Annotated in this window: 22 protein-coding genes; 7 read left to right on the forward strand and 15 right to left on the reverse strand. The window is 68.3% G+C overall.

The window, feature by feature from the left end:
• Positions 1-164: 164 nt before the first annotated feature.
• On the reverse strand, positions 165-332 hold the full coding sequence (locus tag ACYVLP_RS00005) for a hypothetical protein (protein WP_460625296.1): 168 nt from the start codon (positions 330-332) through the stop codon (positions 165-167).
• A gap of 390 nt (positions 333-722) precedes the next feature.
• Between ACYVLP_RS00005 and ACYVLP_RS00010 the strand changes: the two genes are divergently transcribed.
• From ACYVLP_RS00010 to ACYVLP_RS00025, 4 genes are all read left to right on the forward strand, one after another.
• Complete coding sequence (locus ACYVLP_RS00010) at positions 723-911, forward strand: hypothetical protein (protein WP_460625297.1); 189 nt, start codon at positions 723-725, stop codon at positions 909-911.
• Between the two features lie 225 nt (positions 912-1,136).
• Positions 1,137-2,528, forward strand: coding sequence for a DUF6884 domain-containing protein (locus ACYVLP_RS00015; protein WP_460625298.1), 1,392 nt, complete (start codon positions 1,137-1,139; stop codon positions 2,526-2,528).
• 223 nt (positions 2,529-2,751) lie between these two features.
• Positions 2,752-3,969, forward strand: coding sequence for a hypothetical protein (locus tag ACYVLP_RS00020; RefSeq protein ID WP_460625299.1), 1,218 nt, complete (start codon positions 2,752-2,754; stop codon positions 3,967-3,969).
• A 75-nt stretch (positions 3,970-4,044) separates the two neighbouring features.
• On the forward strand, positions 4,045-4,494 hold the full coding sequence (locus tag ACYVLP_RS00025; RefSeq protein ID WP_460625300.1) for a hypothetical protein: 450 nt from the start codon (positions 4,045-4,047) through the stop codon (positions 4,492-4,494).
• A gap of 423 nt (positions 4,495-4,917) precedes the next feature.
• Here ACYVLP_RS00025 and ACYVLP_RS00030 read toward each other — a convergent pair whose 3' ends face one another.
• The 9 genes from ACYVLP_RS00030 to ACYVLP_RS00070 form a co-directional block, all read right to left on the reverse strand.
• Positions 4,918-5,676 (reverse strand): sortase domain-containing protein, encoded by a 759-nt coding sequence (locus tag ACYVLP_RS00030; protein ID WP_460625301.1) that lies wholly within the window; start codon positions 5,674-5,676, stop codon positions 4,918-4,920.
• Between the two features lie 28 nt (positions 5,677-5,704).
• Positions 5,705-6,490 (reverse strand): hypothetical protein, encoded by a 786-nt coding sequence (locus ACYVLP_RS00035; RefSeq protein WP_460625302.1) that lies wholly within the window; start codon positions 6,488-6,490, stop codon positions 5,705-5,707.
• A gap of 262 nt (positions 6,491-6,752) precedes the next feature.
• On the reverse strand, positions 6,753-7,040 hold the full coding sequence (locus tag ACYVLP_RS00040; RefSeq protein WP_460625303.1) for a hypothetical protein: 288 nt from the start codon (positions 7,038-7,040) through the stop codon (positions 6,753-6,755).
• Positions 7,041-7,240: 200 nt separating this feature from the next.
• Positions 7,241-7,825 (reverse strand): type IV toxin-antitoxin system AbiEi family antitoxin domain-containing protein, encoded by a 585-nt coding sequence (locus ACYVLP_RS00045; RefSeq protein WP_460625304.1) that lies wholly within the window; start codon positions 7,823-7,825, stop codon positions 7,241-7,243.
• 202 nt (positions 7,826-8,027) lie between these two features.
• On the reverse strand, positions 8,028-11,333 hold the full coding sequence (locus ACYVLP_RS00050; protein WP_460625305.1) for a family 78 glycoside hydrolase catalytic domain: 3,306 nt from the start codon (positions 11,331-11,333) through the stop codon (positions 8,028-8,030).
• Positions 11,334-11,596: 263 nt separating this feature from the next.
• Positions 11,597-12,655 carry an FUSC family protein gene (locus ACYVLP_RS00055; RefSeq protein ID WP_460625306.1) on the reverse strand — a complete coding sequence of 353 codons (1,059 nt, stop codon included), beginning with the start codon at positions 12,653-12,655 and terminating at the stop codon, positions 11,597-11,599.
• A gap of 37 nt (positions 12,656-12,692) precedes the next feature.
• On the reverse strand, positions 12,693-12,866 hold the full coding sequence (locus ACYVLP_RS00060) for a hypothetical protein (protein ID WP_460625307.1): 174 nt from the start codon (positions 12,864-12,866) through the stop codon (positions 12,693-12,695).
• A 280-nt stretch (positions 12,867-13,146) separates the two neighbouring features.
• On the reverse strand, positions 13,147-13,719 hold the full coding sequence (locus ACYVLP_RS00065) for a hypothetical protein (protein WP_460625308.1): 573 nt from the start codon (positions 13,717-13,719) through the stop codon (positions 13,147-13,149).
• A complete protein-coding gene (locus ACYVLP_RS00070) occupies positions 13,716-14,039 on the reverse strand; it encodes a PadR family transcriptional regulator (RefSeq protein WP_460625309.1) in 324 nt (107 codons plus the stop codon). The genes ACYVLP_RS00065 and ACYVLP_RS00070 overlap by 4 nt, the downstream gene beginning before the upstream one ends.
• A 67-nt stretch (positions 14,040-14,106) precedes the next feature.
• Here ACYVLP_RS00070 and ACYVLP_RS00075 point away from each other — a divergent pair, with 67 nt between their 5' ends.
• The gene (locus ACYVLP_RS00075; protein ID WP_460625310.1) at positions 14,107-14,658 is read left to right on the forward strand and encodes a hypothetical protein; all 552 of its coding nucleotides are present in this window, start codon (positions 14,107-14,109) and stop codon (positions 14,656-14,658) included.
• Here ACYVLP_RS00075 and ACYVLP_RS00080 read toward each other — a convergent pair.
• Positions 14,601-14,942, reverse strand: a complete 342-nt coding sequence (locus tag ACYVLP_RS00080) for an ArsR/SmtB family transcription factor (protein WP_460625311.1) — start codon at positions 14,940-14,942, stop codon at positions 14,601-14,603. The two genes, ACYVLP_RS00075 and ACYVLP_RS00080, sit on opposite strands and share 58 nt — an antisense overlap.
• Positions 14,943-15,027: 85 nt before the next feature.
• On the opposite strand from ACYVLP_RS00080, the gene arsM reads away from it, so the two are divergent.
• Positions 15,028-15,894 (forward strand): arsenite methyltransferase, encoded by an 867-nt coding sequence (gene arsM, locus ACYVLP_RS00085; protein ID WP_460625312.1) that lies wholly within the window; start codon positions 15,028-15,030, stop codon positions 15,892-15,894.
• Between the two features lie 42 nt (positions 15,895-15,936).
• Here the strand turns inward: arsM and ACYVLP_RS00090 are convergent, their stop codons facing one another.
• From ACYVLP_RS00090 to ACYVLP_RS00100, 3 genes are read right to left on the reverse strand one after another with little or no spacing between them, the layout of a single operon-like run.
• On the reverse strand, positions 15,937-16,371 hold the full coding sequence (locus tag ACYVLP_RS00090; RefSeq protein ID WP_460625313.1) for an arsenate reductase ArsC: 435 nt from the start codon (positions 16,369-16,371) through the stop codon (positions 15,937-15,939).
• Between the two features lie 60 nt (positions 16,372-16,431).
• Positions 16,432-17,049 (reverse strand): arsenate reductase ArsC, encoded by a 618-nt coding sequence (locus tag ACYVLP_RS00095; RefSeq protein ID WP_460625314.1) that lies wholly within the window; start codon positions 17,047-17,049, stop codon positions 16,432-16,434.
• Positions 17,046-17,810, reverse strand: coding sequence for an aquaporin (locus ACYVLP_RS00100; protein WP_460625315.1), 765 nt, complete (start codon positions 17,808-17,810; stop codon positions 17,046-17,048). Before ACYVLP_RS00100 ends, ACYVLP_RS00095 begins: the two co-directional genes overlap by 4 nt.
• Before the next feature lie 46 nt (positions 17,811-17,856).
• Between ACYVLP_RS00100 and ACYVLP_RS00105 the strand changes: the two genes are divergently transcribed.
• The gene (locus ACYVLP_RS00105; RefSeq protein ID WP_460625316.1) at positions 17,857-18,543 is read left to right on the forward strand and encodes an arsenate reductase/protein-tyrosine-phosphatase family protein; all 687 of its coding nucleotides are present in this window, start codon (positions 17,857-17,859) and stop codon (positions 18,541-18,543) included.
• 132 nt (positions 18,544-18,675) lie between these two features.
• On the opposite strand, the gene ACYVLP_RS00110 is transcribed toward ACYVLP_RS00105, so the two are convergent.
• Entirely contained in the window at positions 18,676-21,489 is a 2,814-nt protein-coding gene (locus ACYVLP_RS00110) for an ATP-binding protein (RefSeq protein ID WP_460625317.1), read from the reverse strand.
• Positions 21,490-21,493: the final 4 nt, after the last annotated feature.

Consider the following 21,493-nt stretch of genomic DNA (forward strand, 5'->3'; position numbering starts at 1 on the left):
ACTGAACAGATTCGAGTGTCAAGGATCAACCGGCATCGAACTGTCAACCATCAGCCGGAGGTCAACAGGCCCACCACACGTTTCCGCACGTCATCCAAGGCATCGGCGGTCGACGCAGGCCGAGGCGGTTGGTGTTCTGCGACAGATTTGCTAACGGCACCTGGTCACGGACCCCAGACGACTCGTGCGAATGCCGCGACCGCTCGGCCGTCGTCGTCCGGAATCGCGTCTGCGTAGACGTTCAATGTCACCGAGGGATCCTTGTGTCCAAGCCGCTTGGCCACCACATGCACGGGCACACCCTCGCGCAGCAACCGGAGCAAGTGCGACATGACCGAACTTGTCACCGTGCGACACGCCCGAGTGGCCGGACTGTCGTGGACCGAAATCGCCGCAACGCTCGGAGTAACCCGTCAATCCGCCTGGGAGGGGTGGCATGAACTCGACGAGCAGAACCACGCTGCGGGTCAGCCCCAAGGGCGTTCCTGACGAGAGCGGGACGTACGACCTACGGTCGCCTTGCTGCTTGAAAGTGCTTGCGGACCTGTTCGGCCTGGTCGGATGAAAGTCGCCAGCGCGCGTAGGGCACGGACTGCCAGCCTTGTTCGCGCAGCCACTGCCGGATGGCGCGGTCGCTGACATGGAGCTCAGCTGCGAGCTCCCGGGGTGTGACATCGCCTGGCACCTGGTCAGGATATAGGCCTAGGGATAGGGAGGTTCTCATGGAGCCAACGGGAAAGTGCTTCTGCGGATGTGGGCAAGAGACGACCAAGCAGGCCTACTTTGTTCAGACTCACGACCGGCGCGCCGAGACCAAGGTGATCAAGGCCGAGTACGGCAGCATTGCAGCCTTCGTGGTGGCACATGGGTACGGGCCGGACTACCCGGACGGTGGCGGACCACGGTCATAGGCGGCGGTGCCGCTGAAGGAGTCGTCGAGCTCTAGTCCCCCGTCGGCTTGAGCTGCTCTGATCAGCTTCGGCGATGTCCGGGCTGAGCTCGCCGACGCCCATATGTCGAGTCGCAGTCATGGTCGACCGTGTCATCCGACAGGCGGCCACACCCGCGGCCGCACCCAGTACTGAGATCGTGCTCACCGCCGCGCGGCCAAAGCGATGGGGGTGGAGACTGACCCGGTGGCCAACTGGAACTTGCTGACCGCGTGGCTGGGCCAGACCGGCGATACTGTCACGCTGACGTGGTCCGAGCTCGACGAGATCGTCGGCGGGCTGCCACCATCCGCGTCGAAACACCGCGCCTGGTGGTCGGGAGATCGGACACACGTACACGCCTGGCGCTCGGTCGGGTTCAGGGTGACCAACCTGGTCATGGGCCGAGACGTGACGTTCGCCCGAGATCCCGACGCCAACGTCAGCATCGCGGCCGTGTCCTCGACTGCCCCATCCAGCGTCGTGCCCGAGTCAGCCACTCCGACTACGGACGAGCGGCCGCATGCCGACGTATTGCTGGTTACGTGCGTGAAGAGCAAGCTCAAGGTGCCCGCGGCTGCGAAGAACCTGTACGTCTCTGCGCTCTTCCACAAGGAGCGGTCCTACGCCGAGCGGCTAGGCAGGCCCTGGTTCATCCTCTCGGCAGAGCACGGGCTCGTGGCCCCCGACGAGTGGCTCGCCCCCTACGAGAGATACCTTCCCGACACACCCCGGACGTACCGCACAGCGTGGGGAGCCTGGGCGGCCGAGCGGCTTGAGCTTCTCGTCGGATCCCTCGCCGGTAAAGTCATCGAGGTTCACGCATCGGCCCCGTATGTGGACGCCGTCAGAGCGCCTCTCGAAGCCAAGGGCGCTGTGATCCGAGCTCCTCTCGACGGGCTGACCCAGGGCCAACGGCTGCACTGGTACGACGAGCAGGACCTCACACGACAGTCCCCCGTTGGCCTGACTGCCAGCCGACAGAGTTACGAGGACGCCGCCCGCTTCGCGGCGCTACTGATGGACGAATCCAGCGCGGCCTCCCCCGACGAGTTCATCGCAGGGGGAAGCGCCGACATGAAGCAGCCTGGCCTGTACAGCTGGTGGGTCGACGCAACAGGTGCTGCCCACCTGACCAAGGGCCTGGACCTGCTGATCCACCCCGGGCTGATCTACGCCGGTCTCGCGGGGGCAACCCGGTGGCCCAGTGGCCGACGATCGCAGAACACGCTCTGGTCCCGGATCACCGGAATGCACCTCGGCGGACGACACGAGTTCTCCACCTTCCGACGGACTCTCGGGTCCATCCTGGCCCACGCCCATGGAAGCCCGACCATCGACGAGACGGCCCTAAGCCAATGGATGGAGGCGCACCTGAAGGTGGTCGCGATCCCCTACAAAGATGCTGACACGCTGGGGCGGCTCGAACGCGAGGTGCTCGAGGCAATTGACCCGCCCCTCAACCTCCAAGGAATGGACTCCTCATCCGTCCGACGTCGCATCACGGAGCTGCGCCGACCCCACTCCGTAGGACGTCGAAACGTCGTCACTGGCTCGGCTGTCTTGACGAGGCGACCCAGCCGCGGACGGGCGATCTAGCATCTACAAACCCTCGTCGGACTCCCGCTGCTGGGATGGACATCGCCACTGACCATGGAGTTGCTGGTCACCGACACCTGTCTCACCCCTCGCGCAGGCCTCAACCGCGGTTCCGCGAAACCTCCGCAGAGCAGGGTCTCGCTGGCTATATTCGCTGCTGATTCTCTGACTGACCGGGGCGCTTTGCTGGTCAGACGCCTTGACCCAGACCTCCGGAGAGACCATGGCTGAAGACGGGCGGTCCCCGGACGGGGCCGTTGTTCCGCTCGACCCCGACGGGTCTGGGGACGGCACGACGAGCCCGTGGGAGTTGCTGGCCACCGGGCGGGGGGCGCTGATCGAGTGGAGCGCCTCGACCACGGACGGGGGTGAGGGGTGGGGGCCCGCGCTGAACGCCACGAGCGAGCTGGCGCGTCAGTTGACGACGATAGCGTCACGGGCAGGAGCGTCGTCGGCCGTCCTGAATGGTGCATCGCTGTTCACGCTGGAGCTGCCAACGGGATCAACTCTGCAGAACCTTGTTCCCGCCCTGGGCGGAGGCTTCCGCGGGATGGTCCGATCCGGTGGCAGTGCGATTAGCGGCCACGCACGGCTCGTCCCTGTCACCGGTGTCGGTGTCGGGGCTGGGGCGGGTTTGGCGCTCGGTCCGCTCGTTGCGCTGCTCGGTCTTGCGGTCGGAGCAGAGATGCTGGCTCGACACCAGCAGGACAAGAAACTGGACGCGATCCTCCAGACTGGCTTGCGAATCGAGCAAGCCGATTATGAGCGTACTGATGCCCAACTTGCCAGTGCTGTCGAAGCGTTGGAGCAAGGACGCGCGGCGCTGCTCGACAAGATCAGTATCCCGTCTTCCATCGGGCTTGGCACGGCCCGCAACAACCTTCGCGATATCCGACACCGCGCCATGAAGTGGCTCGACGAGTGGGAACGCGGCTTGCGGAAGTTGCCGCCCCGCAAAAACAGGGTTGTCGATCTTGAGGTCATGGACCGTGTCCTTGGCGGCGGGTCAGGACAGCTCAATACTTTTCCGAGACGCGTGGCGATTCTGTATGAATCGCTGTGCCTGGATTCTCGCGCTCAAGTTCTGACGTCTATCGAGTCCGCCCTGGCCAACCCTGAGGTTCACGTCCACCATCTTGAGTCAGAGCTCCACAAGGCCCTCAAGCAGAATGCCGAAGCCCAAGAACGACTGCGTGGGTTGCTCTGGCGTATAGCGGAGCGGCCGGTCCGGCCTGCGTCGTTCTTCGCGTCCGGTAGTAGGGAAGAGCAGGCTGATCGACTGAGCGCCACCTTGTCGCGCTTGGCCGAGGCGGCGGCGCGCCTCCCGGACGCGCCAGCGATCTTGACACAGTCGAACCGCCAGGTGATTCAGCTGCGTCGAACGCCGGATGGTGGAGTCCAAGTCCTTCAGCCTCAGGCCCAGGCCGCGGCCCTCGCCTAGCGGCGATCACGTCGGCCTCGATCCGTTGAGGCCGACGCTGGGCATCGCTGATGTGGTCGGCGCTAGCCTCGGGAGATGAACACGCAGCACATCGGCGCTGCGGGCGAGCTACTCGTGCAGTATCAGTTGCTCAAGTCCGAAATCGACAGCGCTCGGATGACTACTGATGCGGGCATCGATCTGGTGGTCTACGCCCCGAGGGACCGATCTGCCAGCACAGTACAGGTGAAGACCAACGTTGGACCCAGGCCTGCCGGGGGGCGTGGCCCACTGGTGCGGGGCTGGTACTTCCCGCATCTGCTTCCAGCCCAGCTACTTGCGCTCGTCGCGCTCGACACGGACACCGTGTGGCTCTTCACGCTAAAGGAAGCGCGGGAGCTCGCACAGCAGCACTCAGCACGAAGAGTCCGTCAGCTCTACTGGCGTCTGGACGCCCCCGCACCTGGAGCGGAATCGCCACGGCACGAAGGGCAAATGCAGGAGTACCTGCTCAGCCGGAGGGCATCGCAGCTCTTTCCGTCGTGAAGCTGGCGACCTGAGCTGGGCAGTTGTGCTGATCCGCCGCGGTCACGTCCCCGTGCACGCTGACCAGTTGCGGCGAACCCAACGCCACGCGCCTGTGGTGCACCTTGAGGCGTGAGCCCCGGGCCGTGACTAGGCCTGACGCTGTTGCTAACGCGTTGCTACACCCCTGCTCAGCACGGGGCCCGACGAGCCAGGACTGACGGTGCTGGACGACCACGCTGAAGCACAAAACCGCGCCCACGTCGACTGAACAGGACGGTCCGGACGGGACTTTAATCCGCCGGTCGTCGGTTCGAGCCCGACGGGGCCCACCACACTATGACTTGTGCCAGCTGAGGTGCGACGGATCAGTGCCACCTGATGTGCGACACATCGCCTCACCGCCCGCGGCTGCCCGGCTGCGCCTCACAGCTCTGGGCAGCGTCAGCCGACGTGGCTCAGGTGGGCGAACACGATGATGTTGTCGCGGTACTCGTTTCGGCTGTCGGTCGGCCCTCCGCAGGTCACGAGCCGGATCTCGGCACGCTGGAAGTCGCTCTTGTAGACGAGGTCGGTCGGGAAGGCTGTCTTCTTGTACGCGGCGACCCTGTCAATCGTGAAGGTGAGGCGGGTGCCGTCGCGGCGGCCGATCTGCACGACATCGCCGGCCTTGACCCTGCGTAGTTCCGCGAAGACACCCGGGACGCCGGCGGGTGTGTCGACATGCGCGGCGATGACGGAGGGCCCGAGCTCGCCGGGGGTGGGGCCAGCGTCGTAGAACCCGACCTCCTGGGCGGTGTCGGGAACCGAGAGGGTGCCGTCGCGCTGCATGCTGAGCGGCACGAAGGTGCGCGACCGAACCCCGATCGACGGGATTTCCAGAGATGCCGGTGCGGACGCGGCCAGCGCGCCCGGCGCTGTCGACGTGGACCTGCCGCTGGCACCTCTCGGTCCGGCCGGCGTGGCGGTTGGGCCCCCAGGAGAGCCTGGGATGCTCGCGCTGCCGGGGACCGCCGGGCCGGGCGCGGGAGGGTGCGGACCCGACGTGCCCGACCTGCTCATGTCCGGCGGTGTCCCCCGGAAGCCGAGGACGAGCGCGACGACTCCCACGACGAGCAGGACGGCAGTCGCGGCCAGGGCCGCCGCGACACGCGGGGTGACGCGGCGGCCGGGGGCGGGCGGTGTGCGTGCCGGTTCGGTCACGGGACGCTCGTTCCCCGATGGGGGTGCGTCAGCCGCGCGAGCGGTTGGCGCGGCGGGTAGCGAACGCGCCGGAGCCTGCTGCGGCCAGGAGGGTGACGCCGCCGACGGCCAGGAGCATGCCGTTGGTGTTCGTGGTCGCGCTGAGGCCACCACCGGTGTGCATGCCGCCGGCGGGTGCGACGTGCAGGGCGCCGCAGAGCGCCGGGTCGGTCGCCTCAGTGGGCAGCTTCGGGTCGAGGTCGCTCTTGGTGTTGCCGGAGTACTTGCCGTCGTGGTTGTGGTCGACGCCGTGGATCACGACGACGGACTGGCCCTTGGAGATGGCCTCGGCCACCCCGTCGGAGACCTTGATGCTGCCGCGCTCGTAGCTGATGTTGCCGCCGGGTGCGGTGCTGAAGCGGTCGACGGCGAGGCCGCTCTTGGGGCTGGTGTCGCCGGTCTTGGTCAGCGAGACGACGATGTCGCCGTAGGCCGGGCCGCCCTCGGTCGTGTTGATCGTGCCGTCGCCGTTCGTGTCGTCCTTGATGCTGGGGCACTCGTGGCGAGCGGCTGCGGCGAAGTGGATGTGGGCGGCGTGAGGCTGGTCGGGGAGCAGTCCGCTGGCGGCCATCTCGACCTTGATGGTGTTGCCGGTCACGGTCACCTGCGCGGTGCCGGATCCGGTGACCTCGCTGCCGGGCACGGGCCGCAGGTTGGCGCTGACCCATCCGTCTGCCGCGAATGCCGGACCGACCGAGAGGGCCATGGCGGCGGCGGCAGCGAGGCTGGCGCCGGCGATCCGAGTGGTGCGGGTGCGAGTGGTGCTGGTGCGCATCTGTTCTTCCTCCTTGACGAGGAGACACAGCCGTCCATCCTGCTCTGCTTCAGACGGGGGGTCGTTGTCGACCGTCTCCGGTCTGGGGTTCGCCGCCGGCCGGTATCCGGATTGGCTGCACGCCCAGCCAAGCTCCGGTTTCGATCTGCGCCAGGCTGATGGGCTGCCAATCGGCGTCGCTACGCGATCGAGCACGGCTCGCCCCTTGACTCGCACGCCACCGGTCGGCTGCGCGAGCGGGGCAGAGGTGATCCGATCGGGCCTACTCCCAGACTCCGGTCTCGTGGTTCCACGTCCGGTCACGGGCAGAGCCGGTCAACACGGGGTCAGCGAACGCGATAACGACTTCGAGGACCGACGCGAACTGTTCGGGCGTGACTATCTTCTCGGCGTGGACCATGTGCATCGGGTAGCCACGCAGCTCGATCGGCTCGCCGCCTGGTAGTCGAGGCACCGCAACGGTCGTGGGCGACGGCCAGATCGGGTCGCCCACGTTTGCGTCGACCTGGAACGGTAGCCTCGCGCTGGCAAGATGCGCCTCGACATGCACCCGGTCGCGAGTTGAATGCTGCGAGCAGCACGCCGCCCTTGAGCACGCAGCGGTCCCGCAGGTCGCTGACGGAGAGCCGGGCGAGGAACCTTCGAGCGCGTAGAGCAGGAACAGTTCCTGGGTGAGCCGACGCGACCGGCGAGCCTGATTCTGGAGGTCCAGGTAGGCATCGCCCGACGGCGTGCCTCTCGTCACCCGGCTCACAGCAGAATCTCCAGAGTCTCGCGCAGCGCGGACTGCGTGCGTGGAAACGAGCGCGCCAGCGCGATCAGCTCCGACGGCTGTCCGCCTTGACGCAGCCATCGCTTGAGGGCCTCGTTGGCCAGGTCTGCTCCTTCAAGGTGGCGCATCCTGAACGCGTCGATGATGCTCCGATCGGCAGCGTAGAGCCCGATGCTCCGGCCGCCGTCGATGTCCAGCAGGCCACGACCGAGATCGAAAGTGACTGGGTCAAAGTGGCGCCACCTGACTGGTGCAGTTGTTTCCGGGGTCCACGAGCCACGCGGGATCGCGACGTCAAGTTCCGCCGGGATGTCGTCGATCAACTCGTGACGTGCCAGCGCCGACCGCAGACACAGGGTCGCCTCTGGCGCCTTGAGGGCAACCTCGACGAGGTCCTCATCGCCCAGCCAGTCGCTCTTGCGGTAAAGACCGCGCGCGAGCGCGATGATGCTGCCGTCCCCGATGAGGCGTCGAAGCTGGCGCTCGCTGATGTGCTCAAGTGCCTCGGAGTAGCGGAAAGTGTCGGGCAGGCTGAGGAGCAGATCACCACTCGTCGGAGCCATTCCCCAACCTCCCGTCGGAAAACCTCAACACCAGTGCCTCTAGTGTAGAGGATTGCCTCCACCCGTGGTGGCCCACATCAGGCCATCCCTCTCATCAGCAACGTCGGGACTGTGAGGTGATGAGCCGACCGTCCGAGGCGCCAGAACGAACCCCGGCATACTGACCTGCGGTTTCCTGGGGAGAGGGGACGGGGTATGCCGGTTACGTGCCGTTCCCCGGTAGGCGCGGAGCCTCGGTGCAGACCGTCGTCAGGCGGTCGAGGACGGCGGCCGGGGGCTGAGCGGTCGCCGAGAACACGTGGCAGCCGGCCAGCACGTCGGTGAAGGTGACATAGCCGCCCTGGGGTGTCGCCCAGCTCGGCCGGCCGTCGACGTAGACCCTGGTGCGCGAGGTCGCGGTGGTCGGCACGGCGACCGTGGCCCGGGTGTTGCCGGGCACCGACGCGACCAGCGTCGCGGTCCCGCCGTCGCCTTGGTCGAACGCCGCCCCGACCGACCCGCGCACGGTGGGCACACGGAGGGACGCCCACTGCAGGCTCCCGGGTTGCGGCTTGATGGTGAACGCGGCATACCCCGGCTGGTCGGGCTGGATCCCGAAGAGTCCGGCGGGAACGACGAACGCCGGCGACGCTGCCCACGGATGTGAGTAGCTGAGGTTGGACTTCTCCGCGGCGTCCCAGGCCTCCATCGTCGCCCCGGCGCCCAGGGCGATCATGTGCATCCAGCTGTGGGTCCCGGTGGAGGTCAGCAGGTCGAGCGCTGCCTGGCCTTGCCCACCGTCGTAGAGCCCCTTGATCAGGAACCCGGCACAGTAGACGCTGCAGGCCAGTCCGCGGCTGGCGACATAGCTGGCAGCGCGTTCGGCCTGGTCCGGCTGGGCCACCCCGAAGGCGAGCGCGAACGCACTTGCCTGCACGGCGAAGTGCCCGGTCCGCTGCAGCGACCCGTCGGCGCCGTCGTCGTAGGCGCCCTTGACGGGGTCGTAGAGGTAGGTGTTGATCGCGTCTCGCAGCGACGCTGCCTGGTCCGCCCACCGTTGGGCATCGGCGTCGCGACCGATCGCCGTCGCCAGCTGTGACATGTCCACGAGAGCCCGGTAGGAGATCGCGTTGACCACGGTGTTGTGCTCGCGGAAGACGTAGCCGTCGCGCTGGCTCTGCGGCCAGTCGACGATGTCCTCGTCCGTCGAGCCCTTGCATCCGTTGACGCCGTCGGCGCCACACGTCTTGTCGACCAGATGCGTCGTCGGGTTCCACCACTTCTCGGTGGGCAGCTTGGTGACCAGGTTGTCGTAGTAGGCGGCGACCTGCTGCGTGTCACCGGTCTGCCGCCAGGCGTCGTGCACCGCGAGCACGACGAACACCGGCCACTCGGTCGGCCAGGTGCGGTTGGTCTTGAAGTAGTCCATCGAGTAGCGACCCAGGGACAGGTCGTCCATGAGGTACAGCGACGACATCTGCTGGAGGTAGCTGTCGGCCTCGTAGTTCGTGCGCTCCCGCTCGTAGGAGTCGGTGTAGAAGTTCTGGTTCACCGCCTCGATCGTGTTCTTCGACAGGTCGTACACCTGAACCAGGCTCGGGTCGGAGGCCTGGAACTGGGAGGCGGCCGGGTCGAACGGGTACACCAGCGCAAGCGCGCGGAAGGACTGCGGCGTCAACGGAACCGGCGAGTCGACCACCTCGACGTACCGGAACGTTCGCAGGCCCCAGGTGTCGAGGTGCTGCGCTCCGTCCTTGAGGGTCGGGGTGTCCAGATATGTCGCCCCGGAGCGCGTCTTGTAGCGGACCGACCCGTTCTCGACGACCTCGCCGAACCGCAGCTGCACCGACTGTCCGGCGGTGGCGGAGCTGATGTCCCAGCTGACACCGCCGAGCCAGGTCCGGCCGAAGTCGACGATGTAGTGTCCGCCGCCGAGATCGGTGATGGACGCCGGCGCGTGCTCCTGCTGGGTCACCTTCGACATCGGGGCCGCCTGCAGGTTCGGGATCGGACTGCGCTCGACGGCGGGATGCCACGCCGAGGCGTCAAAGCCGGGCTGATCCCAGCCGGAGGGGTACTCCCGCTCGTCGAGGTTCTCCTTCGGCGCCGTGTAGGTGGAGGTGCCGTAGGACCCTGCGTCCGGGTAGACGAGGCTTCCGGACATCGCCTGCCAGTCGCTGCCCGTGCCCAGGACGTCGCGCGTCCCGTCGGCATACTGGATGACGAGGCTGGCAATGAGCCGCGGGTCGGAGGCCCGTGAGTAGGCCTGCGCTGAAAGGGTGTTCGCGCCACCCTGCCGCAGCAGGGAGGTGACGTCGAAGCCGTCGTAGCGGGTCTCGCTGCCCATGGACGCCGTCGGGCCCAGGCCGACGAACGTGCCGTTGACGGCGAACTTGTAGACGTACTGGCGCGAGGCCGACCAGCTAGTCGCCGTCGCGAAGAGGCTCGCCCAGGCGATCGGCTTGTCCGGCAGGGTGACGTCCTTGCGCAGCAGCGCCCACTCGTTGCCGAATCCCTTGAGCAGGCAGGCCTGTCCCTTACCGACCTCGAGCGCCCCGTTGACCACGGAGCCGCAGGCGAACGGGTTGCCCGCGGTGGAGAAGTCGGTGGCGAAGAGCTCGCGCCCGGTGCCGTGCTGGATGACCCGGACGTTGTCGAACCGGCCGGACTCGGTGCTGCCGTTGCGGAAGCCGATGATCCCGCTCGAGAACAGCGCGAGCGTGCGCTGGTCGACCTGGGTCCCGTTGACCGTGGTCGTGATGGTGGACCCATCCACGGCGATCTCGACGTGGACCGGGCGACCGAGGGTGATCATGCCTGCGGGCAGGGCGACCGGGTCCAGCGCCGTGTAGCTGCCGCCGACGAGCCGGTGTGGCACCAGCTGGTTCCGGTCAGCACGGAACTGCCACATGTAGGCGTCGCCACTGTCAGGAGACCGGAAGAAGACCCCGGTCGCGACGGACGTGACGGTGAGGTCGAAGGAGGCGGTGTAGTCGGTCCAGTCCGACGTGCGCGAGGGAGTCCAGACCGGCGTGGCGCCGGACCAGCTCGACCCGGGGCCCGTGCCGAACCAGGACACGTCCGACCACGGCATGACCTCGTCCCCATCGTTCCAGACACGGACCGACCAGAAGTACCGCTCCGAGCCCGCGAGCGCCGGACCGGCGTAGCGAATTCCGGTCTGGTCGGCGGAGACCACCTTGCCCGTGCTCCACACGTCGCCCTGGTGGGCATCGGCTAGGTTCTTCGTGCTCGACACGACGATCTCGTAGGCGTGCTGGGCACGGATGGCGGGCAGCTGCCACGACAGCGTGACCGCCCCGAGGTCCTCGAGATCCGCCGGGCGATCCCGGCCGTCGGCACGCAATGCCGAGGGCGCCTCGTGGTTGCCGCCGGGGGCGGCGTTCGCGCCCAGCGTGGAAGGGGCCAGTCCTGCGACGGCAAGCACCGCGGCCAGGAACGCGAGGATGCCGGTCCGCTTGCGCCGGGACAGCCACGAAAGGGACGGGCGCAGGGAGCGAGTGCTCACGGAGGTCCTCCAGCTCTTCGAGTGAGACGTCGTTGTCATCCACGTCGTGCGCCCATGACGCTAGATGAAATGTTTCAACGAGACAAGGGCTGTCCACTGCTAGTTCGCCATCCCGTGGTGGTCACCTGACTCGTAACGTTTCACAGACTCGCGTACGTTGGTGCTGTGTGGTGCCAAAGGCCCAGCTGGGCGTCCCCCTGGCACCACACAGCCGATCTGCCCTCAGCACCGTCAGCCTGTCGAGGCGGGCCCTAGTGCCCGCGTCAGCTGGTCGCCGCCGGCTCACCGCTCGAGGAGGGCTCCGACGGCTTGGGGACGGGGATGACGACGGTGGCGAGCAGACCGACTAGTGCACCGACGACCGTGGACAGGAGCCGGTTGCCCGCGGCCGTGGACGTTCCGGCGAGGAAGCCGGCGGCTACGGTGAGCACGGTGGTGCCGAGCGCGGTGAGGAACGGGCTGCGCAGCAGGTAGGCCAGCCCGGCCACCATCGCAAGCACCGCGAACACGACGAGGACCGGGTCGGGAACGACGACGGCGAGCGCGATGGTCACCAGGATCGCGCCTATCGTGCCCGCCGTCCGGGCCAGAGCACGGTTGAGTGTGTCGCCTGCGGTGGGCTGGGTGATGGAGAACGCGACGATCAGGGCATAGAGCGCTACCGGGTCTCGCCACGCCTCCAGCACCGCAACCAGCGGACTCAGCACGACCACCCTCCGCAGCGCGAGCCGGACGTAGGCGTTGTGCCGCCAATCGCGCAGTGCCGCAACGATCCCGGATGCCACTCGCGAGACGAACCGCCCGGGCAGCGGAGGGACCTCCGGCGCGGCCGCGGTGCGTCCACGCCGGACCATCCACACCCGAACTGCCCGCAGTGCCAGGGTCGTTGCGGCCGCCGTCACCAGACCGATGACGCCTGCCCAGAAGGTGTGCGCCAACGGCACGTCCCGGACCAGCGCCATACCGACCGAGAGCACGTATGCCGTGGAGCCGAGCGCGCCCACCAAGCGTCCCGTTGGTGCGTCCTGCTGGGCCAGCGTCCCGAGTGCGAACACGACAGCAGACACGACCCCGGCCACCACCGGACTACCTTGGCCGATCAGTGCAAGGGGCGGGGCGAGCGCCACCGCGATCCCAGCCGGCACGGCGACCTGCCGGGTGAGGCTCGGTGGCACCAGCCCTCCGGCGACTCCGGCGAGCGCGGCCACGAAGCCCGCGGGGAAGGCGACGTCACTCAGGCCCACGGCTACTGCCACCAGGGCCCCGATGACCAGGCCGGCCAGGGCGAAGATCGCAGTGAGCCAGACCGTGGGCGCCTTCATATCGCTGACCAGCGCCTGCCTGAGCCTGCTCGCCGCGTCAGCCAACGCGCGGGCCTCCCCCCTCGTCGGGCTGGAGAGCCTGCTGGACGCGGTCGAGCCGAGCGGTGACCCCACTGAGCTGGGCCGCCAGCACGCCGCCCACGACCACGCTCACCAGCGTTGCCGCCACGATGACGCCCATCGCCTTTCGGACCGACAGTGGCGTTCGCATAAACGCATCGAACCGGCGCTCCACAAGATTCATTCGGCCCACGTTCGAATCCTCCTGCAAACGTGACGCGGCGACCGCCTCACGGCCGACTCCGACGTGGAGAAGGCTGTAGAGCTGTTCCGTCTGGTGGAGCCAGGTCCAGCTCTGGCTCTCCTCATGACTGTGGGCCGGCGGGTGGTGAGCCGCGAATGTGTCTTCAGAAGCACCACTGACTGGCATTGTCGCCAGGCGGCACCTAGTGGCTTTGCTCCCGGGACCACCCTGTCCCGGGCCACAGCCGTCACGCTCGCTGGACCGTGCGCAGCGCCGTGAGGGTGTAGGTGATTCTGGACAGGCTGAGCGCCACGGCGACGACGGTTGCTGGTGCGGGTGCTCGCAAGGCGATGACCGTTGCCACAGCCGCTGCGTCGAACGGAAGGAGGACGTATGCCGCCGACACCGAGGCGGTGCGAGTGGCTCGGTAGCGCAGCCGCCCGGTCGACGTGAACAGCAGGGTGACGACCACGGCCAGCAGCACCCCTGCTCCGACGAGTCGCACTGGCATGCCGAGCGCGGACCGCAGCGAAGGCTGGGTCAGGAGTGCGGCTGCCCAGGACGCACCGAAAAGTGGCCCTGTCACGACCAGGGCACGAGCGAACCGCCGACCGGGCGCGCGTGCGGCGAAGGCGGCGCAGATCGTCGCGGCGTCTCCGAACTCGGCGACCGTTGCCGTTGCGGCCTGGTCGGGGTTGAGCGATCGGCGGTGTGCGGCATACGTCTCGGCATAGCCGTCGGCCAGCTCGGCGACGAAGGGCTCAGGCAGCTCGTCCGCCAGAGCTGCGAGCTCGGCCTCGATGAGCGGGTGGGTGGTCATGGCTGTGGTCCGAGCGCGACGCTGATGGCGGTGGACAGGCGATGCCAGTCCCGGCGCTCCGCATGCAGGGCCCGGCGACCAGCGGCGGTGAGCCGGTAGGTGCGACGACGTCTTCCTCCGACGACCGACCAGTCACCGACCACGAGGCCCGCGCTCTCAAGTCGGTGCAACGCTGGGTAGATCGTGCCCGTGGGCAGGTCGACCTCGCCGTCGGTCGAGTCCCGGAGTGAGTCGCGGATCGCGTAGCCGTGTCGCGGACCTGCCTCCAGCGCGGCCAGCAGCATGCCGTCCAGGTGTCCCTTGAGCCGTTCCGCCCTCATAGGTAGCCAGCCTACGCTTCGATGCGTAGCATCGGTATGCATAGCGTTGCTACGCATAGGAGTTGCCATGGCTGGTGAATCGCTGGTGCCGGAAGGGGTCAGCACCTCCTTCCTGGTCGTCCTCGCCGTGCACATCGCCGGCGGCCTGACCTGTGTGGTGTGCATCGCGGGCGCCGCCGTGTCGCGCAAGGGTGAGCGGTGGCACGTGCGCTTCGGACAGACCTACCTCTGGGCCTTGGCCGTGGTGACCGTGACGATGCTGGTGCTGGGGATCATGCGCTGGCCGCGGGACAACCACCTGGTCGCGCTGGGGATCGCGTCCGCTGTCGCCGGCTGGATCGGGCTCTCGATGGCCAGGCGGACGAGACCCCTTCTGCGGCGGCACGCCTGGTCGATGGCGAGCTCGGCGATCCTGCTGTTTACGGCCTTCTACGTCGACAACGGGCCGAACCTCCCGGTCTGGAAGCTCCTGCCTCACTGGGCCTTCTGGGTGCTCCCGGCACTGGTCGGCATACCGCTCACGGCCTTCGCCGTCCACCGCAACCGAGCGCGGCTTGCCGCCTACTCGACCGACAGCAGGGCCGACAGCGCGGCCAGGGCGCCGGGCTGGATCCAGTAGTAGACGTAGGTTCCGCGTCGTTCGCAGTCGACGATGCCGGCGTCTCGAAGGGTCTTGAGGTGGTGGGAGATCGTGCCTGACGACAGGTCGAAGGCGGGTGTGATCTCGCAGACGCAGAGCTCGGGCTTGGCGGCGATCATCGAGGCCATCTGCAGTCGGGCCGGGTCGCCGAGTGCCTTGAACATCGGCGCGATGCGCTGGGCCTGCTCGGCGGTGACCGGGCTCGTCGCCATGCTGCAGCAGGAGGCGTCGGCGGTCTGCTGCGACGAGTCGAGGATGGTCACTCGCCTATCTTGACAGATATCAAATCAGAGCGCCATAGTGGCAGTGGCAGTTGATTCGATGATCATCAAGACAAGGAGACATGCGATGTCCAGCGGTGCGCAGTCCGACGAGCAGGTACGAGAAGCCGTCCGCGAGCGGTACGCCTCGGCGGCACGGTTGTCCCTCACCGGCACTGACTCCGGCGGCTGCTGCGGCGGCGGCTCGTGCTGTGGCGAGGCAGGCAAGGCCACAGCGATCGACCCGATCACCTCGGGCCTCTATGACGAGGCGGACACCCCGTTCGACGCGGCGCTGGCGGCATCCCTGGGCTGCGGCAACCCGACCGCGCTGGCCGAGCTGCGGCCCGGCGAGGACGTGCTGGACCTGGGCTCGGGCGGAGGCCTGGACGTCCTGCTCTCCGCGCGGCGCGTCGCCCCTGGCGGGACGGCATACGGCCTGGACATGACCCCCGAGATGCTCGAGCTCGCTGAGCGCAACCGCGCCGAGGCCGGCATCGACAACGCGCGCTTCGTGCTCGGCGCGATCGAGGACGTCCCTCTGCCGGACACGTCGGTCGACGTGGTCATCTCCAACTGCGTCATCAACCTGTCCCCGGACAAGGACGCCGTGATCGGCGAGTCGTTCCGTGTGTTGCGCCCCGGCGGCCGGTTCGCGGTCTCGGACATCGTCCTGCTGCGCAACATCCCGGACGGCCTGCGCGGGGTGATGGCCCTGTGGACGGGCTGCATCTCGGGCTCGCTGCGGGACACCGAGTTCGTCGACAAGCTCCAGGCGGCGGGCTTCACCGACGCATCGGTCGAGGTGACCAGGCGCTACGACCGGTCCGAGCTCGAAGGAATGGCGGACGAGCTGGACGAGGCGCAGCTGCCGCCGGGCATGAGCCGCGCCGACGCGGTCGAGGCGCTGGACGGCGCGTTCGCCAGCGCGTTCGTGCGCGCGACCAAGCCCTGATCCGGGCATTCAGGACGTTCCAGCCGGTATGACGCGGCTGTATCAGCCCGTGAGCTCGACGGGCTCGACGGCGAGCTCGGCCAGCAGAGCGCGGACGCGGTCCTTGATCTCGTCGCGGATGGGGCGGACGGCGTCGACGCCTTGACCGGCCGGGTCGTCGAGCTCCCAGTCCTCGTAGCGCTTGCCCGGGTAGATCGGGCAGCTGTCGCCGCAGCCCATGGTGATGACGACGTCGGAGGCTTGGACCGCCTCGTTCGTGAGGATCTTGGGAATCTCCGCGGAGATGTCGATGCCCTCCTCGAGCATCGCCTCGCGGACGGCCGGGTTGATCTGCTCGGCGGGTTCGGACCCGGCCGAGCGGACCTCGACGGCGCCGCCGGACAGATGGTGGGTGTATGCCGCGGCCATCTGTGAGCGTCCGGCGTTGTGGATGCACACGTAGAGCACGGAGGGGCGTGGGCTCTGGTCAGCAGTCATCGGTCGGCCTTCCTGGTCGGAGGTTTCGGGGTCGTTGTGGTCGGTGGGAGAGGCTGGGTGTCAGTCGAGGATCTCGCGCAGCAGAGTGGTCACGCGGGCCTGGATGTCGTCGCGGATCTCCCGGACGACCTCGATGGGTTGCCCGGCCGGGTCCGCGACCTTCCAGTCCTCGTAGCGTTTGCCGGGGTAGATCGGACAGGCGTCGCCGCAGCCCATCGTCACGATGACGTCCGCGGCGCCGACGACGTTGTTGGACAAGGGTTTCGGGTACGGCGTCTGCAGCGAGATCCCGCGTTCGGCGAGCACGCCGATGACGAGCGGGTTCACCTCGTCGGCCGGGGCAGACCCGGCAGAGCGGACGTGGACCCGGTGCGCCGACAGGTGCTCGGCCAGGGCCGCGGCGAGCTGGGACCGGCCGGCGTTGTGGACGCAGACGAACAGCAGTTCGGGCACCGTCTTGGCAATCCGGCCCTCGGCCTGCGCGGCCGCCATGAGTTGCTCACGCGCCTGCTTCGCGACGAGGATCGGCAGGAATGTCGGAATCTTCGAGACCGGCTCAAGGACGTCCCTGGCAGCGGTCACCGCCGCGGCCACGCTCTCGCGGGAGAACACTCCCTCGTACGCGTAGGACAGGTCGTCGATGATCGCGACGTACGGGTCCTGGCCGATGATGGTCATGAGGGGCTCCTTTCGCTGAGGTTCTCGGCCGTACTGACGGTGTGAGGCAGGACAACGTTGTCCGCTGCTCGGCTCGCGTCCGGGTAGAGCCCGAGGGTCACTACGACGCCGACGACGAGCCCGACGAGCTGGGCCGCGATGAACCAGGCTGCCGATCCGGGGGCGATGCCCGCGAAGGTGTCGGAGAAGATGCGGCCGACGGTGACGGCGGGGTTGGCGAAGGAGGTCGAGCTGGTGAACCAGTACGCGGCGCCGATGTAGGCACCGACAGCCGGAGCGGCGACCACCGCACGACCGCTGCGGGCCAGGGCGAAGATCAGGGCCACCAGGAACGTCGTGGCCACGACCTCGGCGAGCAGATGCCCAGCGGAGGTGCGGTCCTTCGTCGAGACCGAGGTGCCGACCTCGAACATCAAGTTCGCCAGGACGCACCCGAGGATGCCCCCGACAACCTGCGCCACGGCATACAGGCCTACGTCCGGAAGGCTGAGGCCATGGCCGGTCGTGCGGCCCAAGAACCAGTCGGCCAACGACACGACGGGGTTGAAGTGCGCACCCGAGATCGGCCCGAACAGCAGGATCAGCACGGTCAGCCCGAGGACGGTGGCGGTGCTGTTCTCCAGGAGCTGCAACCCGGTGTTGCCCGGCGAGAGCTGCTGGGCGGCGATGCCCGATCCGACGACGACCGTGACGAGTAGCGCTGTGCCGATGAGCTCGGCGAGCAGGCGGCGGGTCAAAGGCGGCTGGGCGAGGGTGCTCACGGCCCCATGTTGACGCCGACAAAGCAGATCAGTCAAACTTGACTCAATGGATACTGAGCAAATCCGGGAGCTGGTGCGGCGTGCTGAGGCGCATGCCGCCCTTGGTGACGTGACCCGGCTGCGGATCGTCGAGCTGCTGAAGACCGGCGATGTCTCAGCGTCCGAGGTCGGCGCTGCCCTCGGGATCCCGTCCAACTTGCTCGCCCACCACCTCAACGTTCTCGAGCGGGCCGGGCTGGTCCAGCGCCGACGGTCCGAGGGAGACGCGCGACGCACCTACCTGTCCCTCGTCCGGCAGTCCACCTCGCTCGACGGCGCCGGGACGACGGGTGCCGCGGCGGCAGCGAGGCGGGTGTTGTTTGTGTGCACGGCCAACACCGCGCGGTCCCACCTGGCAGCCGCACTATGGCGACGTGCGAGCCGAGTCCGGGTGGCCTCCGCCGGCACCCATCCCGGCGAACGGGTCAACCCGCGGGTGGTCGCTGTCGCCAAGCGGCACGGGCTGAGGCTCCCGGAGATCACGCCCCGCCTCCTGTCAGACGCCATGCGCGAGGGTGATCTCATCATCACCGTGTGCGACCGCGCCCACGAGGAGCTCGGCGACCTGGGCTGGGCGCACTGGTCGATCCCCGACCCGGTGGAGCGCGACGCCGACGAGGCATTCGAGGCGGCATACGAGGACCTGGCGACACGGGTGGACGCTCTGGCCCCACGAGTAGTCAAGACGTCCTGAACCTCGGCCAGCCTTCGTGCTGGGGCATGGTCTTGGCCGACCGAGCCGGAGAGGCTCGCCCGTGGCAAGGAGCGTGGTCGCCGCCCCGCCGACGACTGGCACCGCTACTCGGGCGAGTTGCTGCTTGGGAGGCTACGCATCGGGGGACGCAGCCAGCGCGTCCCGGAGCTGCGCTCGTGAGCTGATGCCCAGCTTGGGGAAGAGGTTGTACAGGTGAGCCCCGATGGTCCGGTGGGAGAGATAGAGGCGTTCACCGATCTGGCGGTTCGAGAGTCCTTCGGCGGCCAGCTGGGCGATCTGCAGCTCTTGTGGGCTCAGCTGTGTCCAGGCTTCGGGCACGCGCTGTCGGGCCCGCTCACCTGTGGCACGCAGCTCCCGCAGCGCCCGACCGGAGGACACGCGTTGGCCTAGCGCATCGAAGACCTGAGCCGCCGCACGCAGAGGGACGCGCGCAGCGGTGTTTCGTCCCTGTCGGCGAAGCCATTCCCCATACGCGAGCTGCGCTCTTGCGAGGTGGTACGGCGAGTCTCCTGCGGCGCGGCGAACCGCGAGCTCGAAACGCTCGGGGGCGCCCGCGTCCTCCAGCAGTGCCTTCGCGTATGCCAGCTGGACCTGCAAGCTCTGCGCGCCGGTGGCGGAGGCGATGTCCTGCCACTCGCGCAGGTGCCCACGCACCAGGTCGAGGTCGCCGTCGCCATGGACCGCTGCCTCCGTCAGGTCGGCGAGGGCCCAGCCTCGGACAAACGGCTGGTAGGCAACGTCGGCCGGGGTGAAGATGCGGAGCAGCTCGGCATAGGCCTCGGCCTGGCGGTCACCAGCGAGCGCGGTTCGGCCACGGGCGAATGCGACCAACGCCAGCAGCGGGTGGGCGCCCATCGGCAGAAGGGCGCCCTCCGTATGGGCGATCAGCGTGTCGGCTCGGTCCTCGTCACCCATGCCGGCGGCGGCGACGGCATGTGCAAGGTTCGCAACGAGCGCGTAGCGCAGCTGACGTGTTTCCACGGCGATCTGTGCCGCCTCTGCCGCTGCGGTCATGGCCTCGCGAACGGCCCCACGGCGAGCCTCGACCCATGCCTGCAAGGTGAGGGTCTGCGCGAGCCAGACGAGACGTCCATCAGCACGGTGCGCTTGGACGCCGGCCTTGAGCAGCGGCAAGGCGAGGGAGTCGGACCAGACGGCGGACGCGGCCTCGCCCAGTGCCGTCAGGTCACGAGCGGCGGCGACCTCCAGGGGCGACGTCCGCTCGAGCTGCTGGATGACTTCCGCCCCCCGATTGACCGGGTCGACCAGCGCCAGGGCCGTCAGGCGTTGCGGATGGTTGAGCGGCACTGCGAGCGCGGCCACGATCGCTGACACCTGCTGCCTCGTGCCGTCGTCCAAGGGGCCCAGGAATGCGCGCATGCCCACGGTTGCGATCGCTGCGAGGGCCGCGCGGGCCTCACCATCGGCGGCGAGGCGCTCTGCGATCTCGGCGAAGCGCGGGATCGCGGCTGCGCCGGACCAGGCGTTCGACATCGCTTCCAGCGCGAAGGACGCACGCGCGGCTTCGTGTGCGGGCAGGCCGAGCTGCAGCGCCTCTCGGTAGAGGGTGAGGCTTTCGACGCCCCCACCTTGTTCTATGGCGATGTCGGCCGCGCCGAGGAGCCGTTGTGCACGCAACGACGGGTCCGCTGTGAGCGCGGCAGATCGTCGGAGCGCCGCAGACGCGGCGTCAAGGCTGCCCCGCGATGAGGCGCGAGCGGCCGTCCTGGCGAGAGCCTCGGCGAGCCTGTCGTCCGGTCCCTGCGTGGCCGCGGCCTCGTGCCAGACGGCCCGGTCAGGATCCCCGGTGAGTGTGGTCGCGAGCGCCCGATGTGCTTGGCGGCGTTCATCGTTGGTGGCCGACCGATGCACGGCGGATCTCATGAGCGGATGCCGGAACCGGAACCTGCCGGACTCGAGGCGGCCGAGGCCGGCGGCTGCAGGCCCGTCCCAGTCACCGGCCATCACTCCTCGCTCGAGTAGGTTCTCGGCGGCACGGCTCAGCTCGGACACGTCGCGGTCGTCCAGCGCGGCGAGGAGCAGCAGGGCCCGTCCAGATGCGTCGAGGTTGTCGAGCCGGGCGGCGAACGTCGCTTCGAGCTTTGCCGTGAGTGGCAGCGGCTCCCACGGTGCCGTCGATTCAAGACCAGCCGACGCGCGCGGCAGCTCGATCAGGGCCAGAGGGTTCCCCGCAGCCTCCGTCAGGATGCGCTGCTGCAGCTCGTCACTCAGCTCGACGCCGCTTCGCTGCAGTAGCGCCAGCGACGCCGCATCGCCCAGACCAGCCAGCTGCAGCTCGGGCAGGTCGACGTCATCGAAGGTGCTGGCGACGCCGTCGCGGACGGCGAACAGGAGCACCACGACCTCCATCTCGAGGCGCCGCGCGACGAACGCCAACACCTCTGCCGACGACCTGTCGAGCCAGTGGGCATCCTCCACGAGGAAGAGCAGTGGTGTCCGCGCAGCGCTCTCGGTGAGAAGGCCCAGGGTTGCGAGCCCCACCAGGAACAGGTCGGGCGCAGGCCCATCGGCGAGACCGAACGCGACGTCCAGTGCACGTCCCTGGGGTTCCGGGAGCTCGCCACGTTGGTCCAGGAACGGCAGCAGCAGCTGATGGAGGCCCGCGAATGCCAGGTGCGTCTCCGACTGCGTGCCGGTCGTCGTGACGACGCGGGCCCCGTGATCACGTGCCCGCTCGGCGACGGCGCCGAGCAGGGCCGACTTGCCGATCCCCGCCTCTCCGCGGACCACCAGGGCGCCGCCGCTCGTGCCGATCCGGTCGATGAAGGCATCGAGCTGCCGCAACTCCTTTGCACGCCCGACCAGTGATCCTCGCGCAGTCGAACCGGCGTTCGCGTCCACTCCAGCAGAACCCGCCGTCCCGCTCTCTTCGGCGCCGACCTGCACGCCGCGATCACTCACCATTCAT

Source organism: Intrasporangium mesophilum, from assembly GCF_054783095.1.

What these genes read in the sequence shown, in the direction of transcription:
- ACYVLP_RS00075 (WP_460625310.1), top strand. Translation starts at nt 14,107, where the DNA reads ATGGCTGGTGAATCGCTGGTGCCGGAAGGGGTCAGCACCTCCTTCCTG.
- ACYVLP_RS00020 (WP_460625299.1), top strand. Translation starts at nt 2,752, where the DNA reads ATGGCTGAAGACGGGCGGTCCCCGGACGGGGCCGTTGTTCCGCTCGAC.
- ACYVLP_RS00090 (WP_460625313.1), bottom strand. Translation starts at nt 16,371, where the DNA reads ATGACTGCTGACCAGAGCCCACGCCCCTCCGTGCTCTACGTGTGCATC.
- ACYVLP_RS00110 (WP_460625317.1), bottom strand. Translation starts at nt 21,489, where the DNA reads ATGGTGAGTGATCGCGGCGTGCAGGTCGGCGCCGAAGAGAGCGGGACG.
- ACYVLP_RS00055 (WP_460625306.1), bottom strand. Translation starts at nt 12,655, where the DNA reads ATGAAGGCGCCCACGGTCTGGCTCACTGCGATCTTCGCCCTGGCCGGC.
- ACYVLP_RS00045 (WP_460625304.1), bottom strand. Translation starts at nt 7,825, where the DNA reads ATGGCTCCGACGAGTGGTGATCTGCTCCTCAGCCTGCCCGACACTTTC.
- ACYVLP_RS00035 (WP_460625302.1), bottom strand. Translation starts at nt 6,490, where the DNA reads ATGCGCACCAGCACCACTCGCACCCGCACCACTCGGATCGCCGGCGCC.
- ACYVLP_RS00095 (WP_460625314.1), bottom strand. Translation starts at nt 17,049, where the DNA reads ATGACCATCATCGGCCAGGACCCGTACGTCGCGATCATCGACGACCTG.
- ACYVLP_RS00005 (WP_460625296.1), bottom strand. Translation starts at nt 332, where the DNA reads ATGTCGCACTTGCTCCGGTTGCTGCGCGAGGGTGTGCCCGTGCATGTG.
- ACYVLP_RS00025 (WP_460625300.1), top strand. Translation starts at nt 4,045, where the DNA reads ATGAACACGCAGCACATCGGCGCTGCGGGCGAGCTACTCGTGCAGTAT.
- arsM (WP_460625312.1), top strand. Translation starts at nt 15,028, where the DNA reads ATGTCCAGCGGTGCGCAGTCCGACGAGCAGGTACGAGAAGCCGTCCGC.
- ACYVLP_RS00065 (WP_460625308.1), bottom strand. Translation starts at nt 13,719, where the DNA reads ATGACCACCCACCCGCTCATCGAGGCCGAGCTCGCAGCTCTGGCGGAC.
- ACYVLP_RS00010 (WP_460625297.1), top strand. Translation starts at nt 723, where the DNA reads ATGGAGCCAACGGGAAAGTGCTTCTGCGGATGTGGGCAAGAGACGACC.
- ACYVLP_RS00105 (WP_460625316.1), top strand. Translation starts at nt 17,857, where the DNA reads ATGGATACTGAGCAAATCCGGGAGCTGGTGCGGCGTGCTGAGGCGCAT.
- ACYVLP_RS00060 (WP_460625307.1), bottom strand. Translation starts at nt 12,866, where the DNA reads ATGCGAACGCCACTGTCGGTCCGAAAGGCGATGGGCGTCATCGTGGCG.
- ACYVLP_RS00070 (WP_460625309.1), bottom strand. Translation starts at nt 14,039, where the DNA reads ATGAGGGCGGAACGGCTCAAGGGACACCTGGACGGCATGCTGCTGGCC.